The sequence below is a fragment of the Serratia sp. BNK-4 genome, from assembly GCF_048685115.1.
In the GTDB taxonomy this organism is placed as follows: domain Bacteria; phylum Pseudomonadota; class Gammaproteobacteria; order Enterobacterales; family Enterobacteriaceae; genus Serratia; species Serratia bockelmannii.
Window position 1 is genome coordinate 4,093,163 of record NZ_JBLQTM010000001.1, and the last position, 12,344, is coordinate 4,105,506.

General features: G+C 61.6%; 11 protein-coding genes. 6 read left to right on the forward strand and 5 right to left on the reverse strand.

Annotated features, from left to right (window positions below; translation table 11 throughout):
- Positions 1-11 precede the first annotated feature (11 nt).
- Together exbD and exbB are read right to left on the reverse strand one after the other, a co-directional pair.
- Positions 12-434 (reverse strand): TonB system transport protein ExbD, encoded by a 423-nt coding sequence (gene exbD, locus ACMGGW_RS19540; protein ID WP_004937307.1) that lies wholly within the window; start codon positions 432-434, stop codon positions 12-14.
- A 3-nt stretch (positions 435-437) separates the two neighbouring features.
- Complete coding sequence (exbB, locus tag ACMGGW_RS19545; RefSeq protein ID WP_072269874.1) at positions 438-1,415, reverse strand: tol-pal system-associated acyl-CoA thioesterase; 978 nt, start codon at positions 1,413-1,415, stop codon at positions 438-440.
- 431 nt (positions 1,416-1,846) lie between these two features.
- Here exbB and metC point away from each other — a divergent pair, with 431 nt between their 5' ends.
- A complete protein-coding gene (metC, locus tag ACMGGW_RS19550; RefSeq protein ID WP_043142120.1) occupies positions 1,847-3,043 on the forward strand; it encodes a cystathionine beta-lyase in 1,197 nt (398 codons plus the stop codon).
- Between the two features lie 145 nt (positions 3,044-3,188).
- Positions 3,189-3,851, forward strand: a complete 663-nt coding sequence (locus ACMGGW_RS19555) for a DedA family protein (protein WP_025304285.1) — start codon at positions 3,189-3,191, stop codon at positions 3,849-3,851.
- 10 nt (positions 3,852-3,861) lie between these two features.
- Here ACMGGW_RS19555 and ACMGGW_RS19560 read toward each other — a convergent pair whose 3' ends face one another.
- Positions 3,862-4,782, reverse strand: a complete 921-nt coding sequence (locus ACMGGW_RS19560; protein ID WP_025304286.1) for a LysR family transcriptional regulator — start codon at positions 4,780-4,782, stop codon at positions 3,862-3,864.
- A gap of 107 nt (positions 4,783-4,889) precedes the next feature.
- Here ACMGGW_RS19560 and ACMGGW_RS19565 point away from each other — a divergent pair, with 107 nt between their 5' ends.
- A complete protein-coding gene (locus tag ACMGGW_RS19565) occupies positions 4,890-5,918 on the forward strand; it encodes a zinc-dependent alcohol dehydrogenase family protein (protein WP_060448055.1) in 1,029 nt (342 codons plus the stop codon).
- Positions 5,919-5,925: 7 nt separating this feature from the next.
- On the opposite strand, the gene ACMGGW_RS19570 is transcribed toward ACMGGW_RS19565, so the two are convergent.
- Positions 5,926-6,813 (reverse strand): AraC family transcriptional regulator, encoded by an 888-nt coding sequence (locus tag ACMGGW_RS19570; protein ID WP_227255625.1) that lies wholly within the window; start codon positions 6,811-6,813, stop codon positions 5,926-5,928.
- Positions 6,814-7,039: 226 nt separating this feature from the next.
- Here ACMGGW_RS19570 and yqhD point away from each other — a divergent pair, with 226 nt between their 5' ends.
- The 3 genes from yqhD (at position 7,040) to ACMGGW_RS19585 (ending at position 10,064) form a co-directional block, all read left to right on the forward strand.
- The gene (yqhD, locus tag ACMGGW_RS19575; protein ID WP_089181352.1) at positions 7,040-8,203 is read left to right on the forward strand and encodes an alcohol dehydrogenase; all 1,164 of its coding nucleotides are present in this window, start codon (positions 7,040-7,042) and stop codon (positions 8,201-8,203) included.
- A gap of 287 nt (positions 8,204-8,490) precedes the next feature.
- Positions 8,491-9,315, forward strand: coding sequence for a 2,5-didehydrogluconate reductase DkgA (gene dkgA, locus ACMGGW_RS19580; protein WP_016930128.1), 825 nt, complete (start codon positions 8,491-8,493; stop codon positions 9,313-9,315).
- A 143-nt stretch (positions 9,316-9,458) separates the two neighbouring features.
- A complete protein-coding gene (locus ACMGGW_RS19585; RefSeq protein ID WP_025304291.1) occupies positions 9,459-10,064 on the forward strand; it encodes a transglycosylase SLT domain-containing protein in 606 nt (201 codons plus the stop codon).
- Positions 10,065-10,127: 63 nt separating this feature from the next.
- On the opposite strand, the gene ACMGGW_RS19590 is transcribed toward ACMGGW_RS19585, so the two are convergent.
- On the reverse strand, positions 10,128-12,296 hold the full coding sequence (locus tag ACMGGW_RS19590) for a YgiQ family radical SAM protein (RefSeq protein ID WP_197832253.1): 2,169 nt from the start codon (positions 12,294-12,296) through the stop codon (positions 10,128-10,130).
- Between the last annotated feature and the right edge of the window lie 48 nt (positions 12,297-12,344).

Genomic DNA, 12,344 nt, shown 5'->3' on the forward strand with positions numbered 1-12,344 from the left:
TTGTGCTACCGCTACTTGGCGGCGCCTTCCATGCCCACCAGCCCCACTTTCAGGTAGCCGGCTTTACGCAGGGTGTCCATCACGCTCATCAGCGTTTCATAGTCCACGCTCTTGTCTGCCTGGAAGAAGATGGTGGTTTCTTTGTTCGCCTGAGTGCGTTGATCCAGCACCGAAGTCAACTGATCGGCATTCACCGGCTGATCGCCGACGTAGAGCTGCTTGTCGGCCTTCACCGACAGGAACACCGGTTTTTCCGGCCGCGGCTGCGGTTTGGCGGAGGAGGCCGGCAGATCGACGCGAATATCTACCGTTGCCAGCGGCGCGGCCACCATAAAGATGATCAACAGCACCAACATGACGTCGATAAACGGCGTCACGTTGATTTCATGCAGTTCGCCGCTGTCGTCCAGATCTTCATTTAAGCGCATCGCCATGACTCACCCCGCCCGCAGTTGGTGTGCGTGCTGTGAGCGCTTGGCTTCCGCCGTTGCGGCCAGATCCAGATCGCGGCCCTGCAGCAGCAAGACCTGCGCCGCCACGTCGCCTACCTGGGCGCGATGGCCGCTGATGACGCGGGCGAAGATGTTGTAGATAACGACCGCAGGGATCGCCGCCACCAGGCCCATCGCAGTCGCCAGCAGCGCCTCTGCGATGCCCGGCGCCACGACCGCCAGGTTGGTGGTCTGCGAATGGGCGATGCCGATAAAGCTGTTCATGATGCCCCAGACGGTACCGAACAGGCCGACGAACGGCGAGATGGCACCAATGGTGGCGAGGAAGCCGTTGCCGCGGCCCATGTTACGGCTGTAGGCCGCCACGCGGCGCTCGAGACGGAAACCGGTGCGTTCTTTGATGCCGTTGTTGTCGTTGGATTCCGCAGACAGCTCCAGCTCATTTTGCGCATCGTTCAGCAGTACCGCACTGACGCTCTCCGGGGAGAAGTTTTGCGCCAGCTCGGAAGCTTCATCCAGCGAGCGCGCTTCGGCCAGTGCCAACTGCTCGCGACGCAGACGGCGCTTGGCGCGCAGCAGTTCACTGCCTTTAGCGAACAAAATGGTCCAGGTCACGATAGACGCCAGCACCAGGCCGATCATCACCGCTTTCACCACCGCGTCGGCGTGCTGGTACATGCCCCAAATGGACAGGTCCATGCCGCGGGTTTCCGGTGGCTGGATCGTCGGTGCCGGGTTCACCGGCGTGATGCTTTCCGGCGCAGCGGCTGCAGGTGCAGGCGCGGTGGTCGGCGCAACGCTTTCGGTAACGGCCGGATTGGCCGCCGGCGCTGCCTGCGCGCTGCCGGCCAGCCCCACAACCAGCACCATAGAAGCCATCAGGCTGCGGCCAAAGGCCTTGCCCCACTGCGCCCGGCCCTGACCGAACGATCCTTGATTTAAATTCTTGCCAGCCGTTTTCACGCTGTGCCTCCACCCATTACCGATCAAAATTAAGGAATAATTCAGCGTGCGATCATATCAAACCAACCGGGGATTGATAGTAGTTCTCATTATTATTTACCAAATAAACGCGAAAATTTTAGCCAGCCCCGCGGCAAAGCGCCAATCCGCGCCCGTTCACCGCCAAACGCTCCTTTTATGGGGTTATTTCGTTACTTTTCTCCCACAACGGTGCAACAAGACCACGCTGCCGAACGACGTCTCGACCGATGAATGGGCTTCTCTCTCGCCGCTCGGCAGAAGGATGAGGCGAGAAATGCGCCGCTGACAGCCAATTATAGCCGTTTCTATATCCAGAAGTTAAAACGTCTGGATGGCTATATTAACTCATGCTAACGTAAGGGCTATCGTAAACGGACACGTGCAGAGCAACCAGAGGTGAGCCAGGTACCATGACGTCAAAACACATCGAAACCACGCTGATCGGCGCCGGCCGCGGCAAACGCTACACCCAGGGCTCCGTCAATCCCGTCACGCAACGCGCCTCTTCTTTGGTCTTCGACTCCGTCGCCGCCAAAAAGCACGCCACCGCGCAACGTGCCCACGGCGAGCTGTTTTACGGCCGACGCGGCACGCTGACCCACTTCGCCCTGCAAGATGCGATGGTCGAGCTGGAGGGCGGCGCCGGCTGCGTGCTGTACCCCTGCGGCGCGGCGGCGGTGGCCAATGCGATCCTGTCGTTCGTCGGCGCCGGCGATCACCTGCTGGTCACCGGTTCGGCGTACGAACCGACCCAAGATTTCTGCACTCACATCCTCGGTCGCATGAACGTCAGCACCACCTATTTCGATCCGTTGATCGGCGCCGATATCGCCACGTTGATCCAACCCAATACCCGCGTGGTGTTCCTGGAATCCCCCGGCTCCATCACTCTGGAAGTGCAGGATATCCCGGCCATGGTGCAGGCCATTCGTGCCGTGGCGCCGGAGGTGGTGATCATGATCGACAACACCTGGGCGGCGGGCGTGCTGTTCAAGGCGCTGGATTTCGACATCGATATCTCCATTCAGGCCGGCACCAAATACCTGATCGGCCATTCCGATTACATGCTCGGCACCGCCGTCGCCAACGCGCGCTGTTGGGAGCAACTGCGCGAGTACTCCTATCTGATGGGGCAGATGGTGGATGCCGACACCGCCTACATGGCGAGCCGCGGCCTGCGTACCCTGAGCGTGCGCCTGAAGCAGCACGAGCGCAGCAGCATTGAGGTCGCCAACTGGCTGGCCGAACGGCCGGAGGTGGCGACGGTCAATCACCCAGCCCTGCCCAGCTGCAAGGGCCACGAGTTCTACCGCCGCGACTTCAGCGGCTGCAACGGGCTGTTCTCTTTCGTGCTGAAAGAGCGGCTGGATGATGCCCAGTTGGCCGCTTACCTGGACAACTTCAGCCACTTCAGCATGGCCTACTCCTGGGGCGGCTTCGAGTCGCTGATCCTGGCCAACCAGCCGGAAGAGCTGGAAGCCATCCGGCCGGCGGGCGGCGTCGATTTCTCCGGCACGCTGGTGCGCATACACATCGGCCTGGAGAACGTCGAAGACCTGATCGCCGATCTGGCGGCCGGTTTCGATCGCCTCAACGGCGTGCGCTAAGGCGGATTCCGGTAATTTTCTTCGTCTCGTTTAATGTCGGCTTAAGCTATTAGCGGTACACTAACCGGATAACTGTCAGATACGGTAACCGCCGCATCCTGGAGAACGTGACCCCGGGCGCAACCGGCATGCAACAGGACATAAAATGGATGTATTACGAGAGATTATTCATGCGCTTTGGCAACAGGACTTTATCGCCCTCGCCGATCCTAGCGTGATTTGGGTGGTTTATGCCGTGCTTTTCACCACCCTGTTTTTGGAAAACGGACTGCTGCCCGCCTCCTTCCTCCCCGGCGACAGCCTGCTGCTGCTGTCGGGTGCGCTGATCGCCAAAGGCGTGATGGGCTTTGCCCCCACCCTGTTGATTCTGACCGCCGCCGCCGGCCTCGGCTGTTGGCTGAGCTATATCCAGGGCCGCTGGCTGGGCCACACCGGCCTGGTGAAAGGCTGGCTGCTGCAATTGCCGGCGCAATATCACCAGCGCGCTCATAACCTGTTCAATCGCCACGGGCTGACGGCGCTGCTGATCGGCCGTTTCCTCGGCTTCGTGCGCACGCTGCTGCCGACCATGGCCGGCATTTCCGGGCTCAACAGTTCGCGCTTCCAGGTGTTCAACTGGCTGAGTGCGGCGATCTGGGTCTGCGCGCTGGTCGGTCTCGGTTACGCGTTCAGCCAAATCCCTCTGGTGAAACGCTACGAAAGCCAGGTGATGACAGGCCTGATGCTGCTGCCGCTGTTGCTGCTGTTCGTCGGCCTGCTGGGCGCCATGCTGGTGATCTGGCGTAAAAAGCGCGCCTCCTCCTCCTGATCCAGGCGCACTACAGCGCCTTCTCAACCAACGCCAGACTGGCGGGCAATTTGCTCACCAGCGTATCCACCGCCAGCCGCACCTTCAGCGGCAGGTGGGGCGTGTGTGGCCATACCGCATGCGCATCAAAGGCGGCGCCCGGCCGATCGCGCAGTAAGCGTACCAGCGCCCCGCTCAACAGCTGCTCACGCACCAGCCAGCACGGCAGCCAGGCGATGCCGAAACCCGCCGTCGCTGCATCCGCAATCGCCTGCAAATCGTCCATCTGCAACCGGTTATTCGGCATCACGTCCTGCGGTTTGCCGTTCTCGTCCAGCACCCGCCAGCTGCGCCGCGCGCCGGCGCGCATATAGGTCACCGCCTCATGCTGGGCCAATTGCTCGATGCTGTGCGGTTCGCCGCATCGCTGCAGATACGCCGGCGAGGCGCACAGCGTCATGCGGTGATCGCCGATACGACGCGCCACCAGCCCGCTGCTGTTGGCCAGCGTGCCGTTACGGATCGCCATATCGAAACCGTCCTCAATCAGATCCACCACCCGATCGCTGAACGACAGCTCCAGCTCCAGGCCAGGGTGCTCACGCGTCAGATCGGTCAGCAACGGCGCAATACACATGCGGCCAAACAGCACCGGCATCGACACCCGCAGCCGGCCGCTGACCTGCCGCTTGCCCGACTCCAGCAACGTTTCCGCGCTGCGGATCTCCTCCAGCGCCCGCAGGCAGCGCTCATAGAACAACGCACCGTCGTCGGTCAGGCTCTGGCTGCGGGTGGTGCGATGAAACAGCCGCACGCCCAGCCGCTGTTCCAGCCGGGCGATGGTTTTCCCTACCGCCGAACGCGACAGGTGCAGCCGACTGGCCGCCAACGCAAAACTGCCCGCCTCCACGGCGGTGACGAATACCGAAATGCCGCTCAATCGATCGCTCATGATTTGTCGCTCTGAAAGAAACAATCTGCGGAAATCTTATCGCCACTGGCGAACCTCTATCAACGATATTATCGACAGGTCGTTAATCGCTGACTTTGGAGAACATCATGACCGACACGATGCAACGCTGGACGATGGACGCCCTGGGGCGTGAACACCTGCAGCTGACCACCGACGCGATCCCGCAGCCGGGGCCACACGAAATCAGAGTGAAAGTGAAGGCGGTAGCGCTCAACTACCGCGACAAAATGATGATTGAAAGCGGCATGGGGCTGACGCTGCCGCAGTCGTTCACCCCCGCCTCTGACATGGCCGGCGAGGTCGACGCTATCGGCCCCGGCGTCAGCCGGTTCCAACCCGGCGCTCGGGTCATCTCTACCTTCAGCCCCGGCTGGCTCGACGGCCGGCAAAAACCGTACGGCGATGCGCGCCAGGTGCCTTACCACACCCTTGGTGGCTTCTATCAGGGCGTACTGGCGGAATACGTGATTTTGCATGAAGACTGGCTGGTGGCGGCGCCGACGTCGCTGGACGACGCGCAGGCCAGCACCCTGCCGTGCGCCGGGCTGACCGCCTGGTTCGCGCTGGTAGAGCAAGGCAAACTGCATGCCGGCGAGACGGTGCTGGTGCAAGGCACCGGTGGCGTGGCGCTGTTCGCGCTGCAGATCGCCAAAGCGCACGGCGCCGAGGTGTACGTGACCTCCGGCAGCGATGAAAAGCTGGCGCGCGCCCGGGCACTGGGCGCCAGTCACGGCATCAACCGGCTGAACGGCGATTGGGTGGAGGCGGTTTATGCGCTGACGCAGGATCGCGGCATCGACCATGTGATCGACACCGTCGGCGGCCCGAATCTCGGCAACTCAGTACGCGCCGTGGCGGTGGGCGGCCGCATCTCGGTGATCGGCGTGCTGGCGGGCGCCGAGATTTCCGCGCCCGCCGGCCTGCTGCTGCTGAAATCGGCGCAGATCCAGGGCATCGGCGTCGGCCATCGCCGCGCGCTGGAAGATCTGGTGCGCGCCGTGGACGCCGTCAACCTGCAGCCGGTGATCGATCAGGTATACCGCTTCGACCAGCTGCCGCAGGCGTTGGATCATCTCGATCGCGGGCCGTTCGGCAAGATCGTTCTGACCCCGTAAACGCGGCTCAGCCCTCCAGCAGCAGCGGATTGGCATCGCGCAGCCGGGCGACTTCATCGCTCGGCGTCATGCCGAACAGCCGTTTGAATTCACGACTGAACTGCGACGCGCTCTCGTAACCGACGCGGATCGCCGCCGTGCTGGCCTTCAGACCGTCATGCACCATCAACAGGCGCGCCTTATGCAGCCGGTACGATTTCACGTACTGCAGCGGAGAGGTGTTGGTCACCGCCTTGAAGTTATGGTGAAACGCCGACACGCTCATGTTGACCTCGCTGGCCAACTGCTCGACGTTGAGATTGTCGGCATACTGATTTTCTATGCGCCGCAGCGCCTTGGCGATCTGGCTGAAGTGGGTATGTCGATTAACCAGCTCCTGCAGCGACGCACCGCAGGTGCCGCGCAGCACATAGTAGAGGATCTCGCGCACGATCTGCGGCCCCAGCACCCGGGCGTCGAGCGGCTTGGCCATCACGTCCAGCAGGCGTTCAGTGGCACACAGCAGCGCTTCCGTCAGCTCGGCCAGATTTACCCCGTTGCTCTCCGCCCGCGGCTGCATCAGGTAGTCGTCGTCGCCGATGTCGATCAGCAAATCCTGCAGCATTTGGGTATCGATATTGACCGCCAACCCCACCAGCGGCAACTCCGGGCTGGCGAAGGTTTCGCACTCGAACGGCAGCGGCACCGTCATCAGCAGGTAGTTGCGCGGATCGTATTGGAACACCTTGTTGCCGCAATAGCCGACCTTGTGCCCCTGAAAGATGATGACGATCCCCGGTTCGTACATTACCGGTTGACGCGGGCAGTGGCGATCGACATACAGGATCTTCACCCGCGGCACCGGTGACGGCGTATAGCCGTTGCCGGTGGCGATAGCCATCGCCTGGCGTGCCATGCGGCTGCGCAGCGCATCGATTTCAGTCACGGAAACACCCTCTTACAGTCAGAACGATTCGGCATAAATCATAATTTAAAGCTCTCCATTTCTACAGGCAGTTGTAGAAATAGGCAAGAACCAAACAGGAATGTGCATTGTGCGTTGCCGCCAGGTTCCTGACAATACGGGCCAGACACCTTTGCGCCGCGTTGGCGCCCGCCTGACAGAAAGAGAGAAATCAACCATGCAAAACTTCATTCTGCATACCCCAACCAAAATCCTGTTCGGCAAGGACCAAATCGCCGACGTGGCCGGCCAGATCCCGGCGGACGCGCGCATCCTGATCACCTACGGTGGCGGCAGCGTGAAGAAAAACGGCGTGCTGGATCAGGTGTACAGCGCGCTGGCCGGCCGCGACGTGCGGGAGTTCTCCGGCATTGAGCCGAACCCGACCTACGAAACGCTGATGAAAGCGGTCGAGGTGGTGAAAGCGGAAAACATCGATTTCCTGCTGGCGGTCGGCGGCGGTTCGGTGGTTGACGGCACCAAGTTCATCGCCGCCGCGGCCCGTTATACGGCCGACAGCGATGCCTGGCATATTCTGCAGACCGTCGGCAGCCACATCACTGACGCGGTGCCGATGGGCTGCGTGCTGACGCTGCCGGCCACCGGTTCCGAGTCCAACAGCGGCGCGGTGATCACCCGGAAGAGCAGCGGCGACAAACAGCACTTCTTCTCGCCGCTGGTGCAGCCGCGCTTTGCCGTGCTGGATCCGGTCGTGACCTACTCGCTGCCGCCGCGCCAGGTAGCCAACGGCGTGGTCGACGCCTTCGTACACACCCTGGAGCAGTATCTGACCTACCCGGTCGACGCCAAGGTGCAGGATCGCTTCGCCGAAGGCCTGCTGCTGACCCTGCTGGAAGACGGCCCGCGCGCGCTGGCCGAGCCGGAAAACTATGCGGTGCGCGCCAACGTGATGTGGAGCGCTACCATGGCGCTGAACGGCCTGATCGGCGCCGGGGTGCCGCAGGACTGGGCGACCCACATGCTGGGCCATGAACTGACCGCCATGCACGATCTCGACCACGCACAAACGCTGGCCATCGTGCTGCCGGCGCTGCTGCACGAGAAGAAAGCGCAGAAGCGCGAAAAACTGCTGCAGTACGCTGACCGCATCTGGGACCTGCGCGAAGGCAGCGAAGACAGCCGCATCGACGGCGCCATCGCCGCCACCCGCGCCTTCTTCGAACAGATGGGTGTACCGACCCGCATGGCGGATTATCAGCTCGACGGCAGCAGCATTCCGGCGTTGCTCGACAAGCTGCATCAGCACGGCATGACCGCCCTGGGCGAGCATCAGGACATCACCCTGGACGTCAGCCGCCGCATTTATGAAGCGGCGCGTTAATCGCAAAACGGCGATTTTTTGCTAGGCTTTAGTCTCCGTCAGCCATTTTTCGCCGCATCCGGCGCCCGGCCGATCGCCGGGCGCCGTCGGGCGCCTCAGCGCGCCGCCGATCGTTTCGCACCCTTCGTCTTACCGCTCATTCGCAGGGAGAGCGGGGAGAGAATCGCCCTCCCGCCACCGCTGAAATTAGGCTGGCAAACCCGGCAACCGCCCATTTTGCCAACTAGAATTTATCTATAGCCGTTTCGGTGCCGCAGGCGCCGCAATCCGTACACAAGGAGATGCGCATGACAACGCAACAACCCATCATCAAACTCCACGATGGTAATCTGATGCCGCAGTTGGGTCTCGGCGTTTGGCAGGCGAGTATTGAAGAGACCACCCGCGCGGTCAGCAAAGCGCTGGAGATCGGTTACCGCTCCATCGACACCGCCGCGATCTACAAGAACGAGGAAGGCGTCGGCGCCGCGCTGCAGTCCAGCGCGCTGCCGCGCAGCGACCTGTTCATCACCACCAAGCTGTGGAACGACGATCAGGGCGATCCGCTGGCGGCGCTGGAAACCAGTCTGGAAAAGCTCAAGCTGGACTATGTGGATCTGTATCTGATCCACTGGCCGCGCCCACAGCAGGATCAATACGTCTCCGCCTGGCGCGAGCTGATCAAACTGCGCGAACAAGGCCTGGTGAAAAGCATCGGCGTATGCAACTTCCATACGCCGCACCTGCAGCGTCTGTTGGATGAAACCAACGTGGCGCCGGTCGTCAACCAGATCGAGCTGCACCCGCTGCTGCAACAGCGCCAACTGCGCGCCTGGAACGCTACGCACCATATCGCCACCGAATCCTGGAGCCCGCTGGCGCAGGGCGGTGAAGGGGTATTCGACCAGCCGCTGATCAAGGCCCTGGCCGAGAAATACGAGAAAACCCCGGCGCAAATCGTGGTGCGCTGGCACCTGGACAGCGGTCTTATCGTGATCCCGAAATCCGTCACGCCGTCGCGCATTCGCGAAAACTTCGAGGTATTTGATTTCAAACTCGATAAGGACGAACTGGGCGAGATCGCCAAGCTGGACGTCGGCAACCGCCTGGGGCCGGATCCGGATACCCTGTAAACCCACGCTCAAGCCCTCTCCCGCCGGAGGGGGCTTTTCCTTCCCACACATTGCTCCTTTGCGCCGCCTGACGTTATGATGACGACGCCGGAGGCTCCGGCCACCGGTTAACGCCGTTAAAAAACAGACAAGCACGGAGCACCATGAAATTCTCTTTCTCACACGGGTCACGGCTGGGCATGCTTTGCATCATGCTGGTGCTGGCGGGTTGCGCCGGCAAGAAACAGCGCGTCAGCTACGATCGCCACGCCTTCGATAGCGCCATCAAAGACGCCGCCAGCGAATACGGCGTGGACGCCAAGCTGATCACCGCCATGATCCAGGTGGAGTCCGGCTTCAACCCTTCCGCAGTGAGCAGATCCAATGCGATCGGCCTGATGCAGCTGAAAGCCGATACCGCCGGCTGCGATGCCTACCGCTACAAAGGCAAACGCGGCTGCCCGGACGACGATGACCTGCGGGATCCCGACACCAATATCGATCTCGGCGCCGCCTATCTGGCCACCTTGCAAAAACAACAGCTTAAAGGGATCGCCAATCCCGTCACGCTGCGCTACGCCACCATCATCGCCTACGTCAACGGCACCGGCGCGCTGCTGCGCACCTTCTCCAGTAATCGCCAGCAGGCGATCGCGATGATCAACAACCTGTCGCCAGAAGCCTTTAACTGGCACGTGCGCAAATACCATCCCGCACCGCAGGCGCCGCGCCATTTGATGAAAGTGGAAGCCGCTTACGAACGGTTGTAATTAGCTAAAGTAAAAAGGAGAACCCGGGGGTTCTCCTTTTTGTTTGCGCACGCGGCGTGGTCGTTACGGCTTGGCCTTGCGAATCGGCTTGCGCGGCGGCCGGTTGGACGGCGTGCGCTGCCGATTAATATCGGTATGTTTGGTCAGCGCCGGCCGGGTGTGGCGCTGCAGCCGTTTCGCCTCGCGCTGCTCGTCGATGCTCGGCGCCGGCACCAGACACTCGCGGCGGCTGCCGATCAGGTGCTTCAGCCCCATCTCTTCCAGCGCGGTGCGGATCAGCGCCCAGTTGGCCGGATCGTGGTAACGCAGCAGCGCCTTATGCAGGCGACGCTGGCGCTCGCCGCGCGGCACCACCACGTCTTCGCTCTTGTACCCCACCTTGCTCAGCGGGTTTTTGCCGCTGTAATACATGGTGGTGGAGTTGGCCATCGGCGAAGGATAGAAGTTCTGCACCTGATCGAGGCGGAAACGGTTCTTCTTCAGCCACAGCGCCAGGTTCACCATGTCTTCATCGCGGGTGCCCGGGTGCGACGAGATGAAGTACGGGATCAGGTACTGCTCTTTGCCCGCCTGCTTCGAATAGTGATCAAACAGCTGTTTGAAGCGATCGTAGCTGCCCATGCCCGGTTTCATCATTTTCGACAGCGGGCCTTCTTCGGTGTGCTCCGGCGCGATCTTCAGGTAGCCGCCGACGTGGTGGGTCGCCAGTTCCTTGATATAGCGCGGATCTTCCACCGCCAGATCGTAACGTACCCCAGAGGCGATCAGGATCTTCTTGATGCCCTCCAGCGAACGCGCGCGGCGGTAAAGCTTGATGGTCGGCTCGTGGTTAGTGTCCATATAAGTGCAGATCTCCGGATACACGCACGAGGCGCGGCGGCAGGTCTGCTCGGCGCGCGGGTTAGTGCAGCGCAGCATGTACATGTTGGCGGTCGGGCCGCCCAGATCGGAGATCACGCCGGTAAAGCCCGGCACCTTGTCGCGGATCTCTTCGATTTCGCGAACGATCGAATCTTCCGAACGGCTCTGGATGATGCGCCCTTCATGCTCGGTGATCGAACAGAACGAACAGCCGCCGTAGCAACCGCGCATGATGTTCACCGAGAAACGGATCATGTCATAGGCCGGAATGCGATCCTGGCCGTAAGACGGGTGCGGCACACGCTGATAAGGCAGGGCAAAGACGCTGTCCATCTCCGGCGTGGTCAGCGGGATCGCCGGCGGGTTGATCCACACGTAGCGGTCACCGTGTTTTTGCATCAGCGCGCGGGCGCAGCCTGGGTTGGTTTCATGGTGCAAAATGCGCGAGGTGTGCGCATACAGCACCTTGTCGCCCTTCACTTTCTCAAAGGACGGCAGCAGCACGTAGGTCTTCTCCCACGGCTTCGGCTTGGCGGCGCGCACCGTGACAGGCTTGGCTTCCGGCTCTTTCGGTTTGGCGCCGTCGGCGCACGGCAGATCCTCGCCGTACGGGTTCGGGATAGTTTCGATGCGGCCCGGCTTGTCGAGGCGGGTGGAATCCACGCCGCTCCAGCCCGGCAGCGCTTCTTTACGCATCACCGCGGTATTGCGAATATCGTGGATATCGCCGATCTTCTCGCCGGCGGCCAGACGGTGCGCCACTTCTACCAGCGGACGTTCGCCGTTGCCGTAGATCAGCATGTCGGCTTTGGAATCCACCAGCACCGAACGGCGCACGGTATCCGACCAATAATCGTAGTGGGCGATGCGGCGCAGACTGGCTTCGATGCCGCCCAACACGATCGGCACGTCTTTATAGGCTTCTTTGCAGCGCTGGCTGTAGACCAGGGTGGCGCGATCGGGGCGTTTGCCGCCGACGTTACCGGCGGTGTAAGCGTCGTCGTGGCGCAGTTTGCGATCGGCGGTATAGCGGTTGATCATCGAGTCCATGTTGCCGGCGGTGATGCCGAAGAACAGGTTCGGTTTCCCCAACCGCATGAAATCTTCTTTGTTGCTCCAGTCCGGCTGCGCGATGATGCCGACGCGGAAGCCCTGCGCTTCCAGCATGCGGCCGATGATCGCCATGCCGAAGCTCGGGTGGTCGACATAGGCGTCGCCGCTGATGATGATCACGTCGCAGCTGTCCCAGCCCAGTTGATCCATCTCGGCTCGCGACATCGGTAAAAACGGCGCGGTGCCATAACATTCCGCCCAATAAGGCTTATAGGAAAACAGTTCACGATCGGGTTGGATCAGGCTGGTGGTGCTCATTCTGCCGCTCTTTTTACAGGTTAATTAATCGCCGGGCGGCGATTATAC

Bases quoted from the DNA above. Each gene is read 5' to 3' on its own strand.
- exbD (WP_004937307.1), bottom strand. From the start codon at position 434: ATGGCGATGCGCTTAAATGAAGATCTGGACGACAGCGGCGAACTGCAT.
- metC (WP_043142120.1), top strand. From the start codon at position 1,847: ATGACGTCAAAACACATCGAAACCACGCTGATCGGCGCCGGCCGCGGC.
- ACMGGW_RS19555 (WP_025304285.1), top strand. From the start codon at position 3,189: ATGGATGTATTACGAGAGATTATTCATGCGCTTTGGCAACAGGACTTT.
- ACMGGW_RS19560 (WP_025304286.1), bottom strand. From the start codon at position 4,782: ATGAGCGATCGATTGAGCGGCATTTCGGTATTCGTCACCGCCGTGGAG.
- ACMGGW_RS19565 (WP_060448055.1), top strand. From the start codon at position 4,890: ATGACCGACACGATGCAACGCTGGACGATGGACGCCCTGGGGCGTGAA.
- ACMGGW_RS19570 (WP_227255625.1), bottom strand. From the start codon at position 6,813: ATGGCACGCCAGGCGATGGCTATCGCCACCGGCAACGGCTATACGCCG.
- yqhD (WP_089181352.1), top strand. From the start codon at position 7,040: ATGCAAAACTTCATTCTGCATACCCCAACCAAAATCCTGTTCGGCAAG.
- dkgA (WP_016930128.1), top strand. From the start codon at position 8,491: ATGACAACGCAACAACCCATCATCAAACTCCACGATGGTAATCTGATG.
- ACMGGW_RS19585 (WP_025304291.1), top strand. From the start codon at position 9,459: ATGAAATTCTCTTTCTCACACGGGTCACGGCTGGGCATGCTTTGCATC.
- ACMGGW_RS19590 (WP_197832253.1), bottom strand. From the start codon at position 12,296: ATGAGCACCACCAGCCTGATCCAACCCGATCGTGAACTGTTTTCCTAT.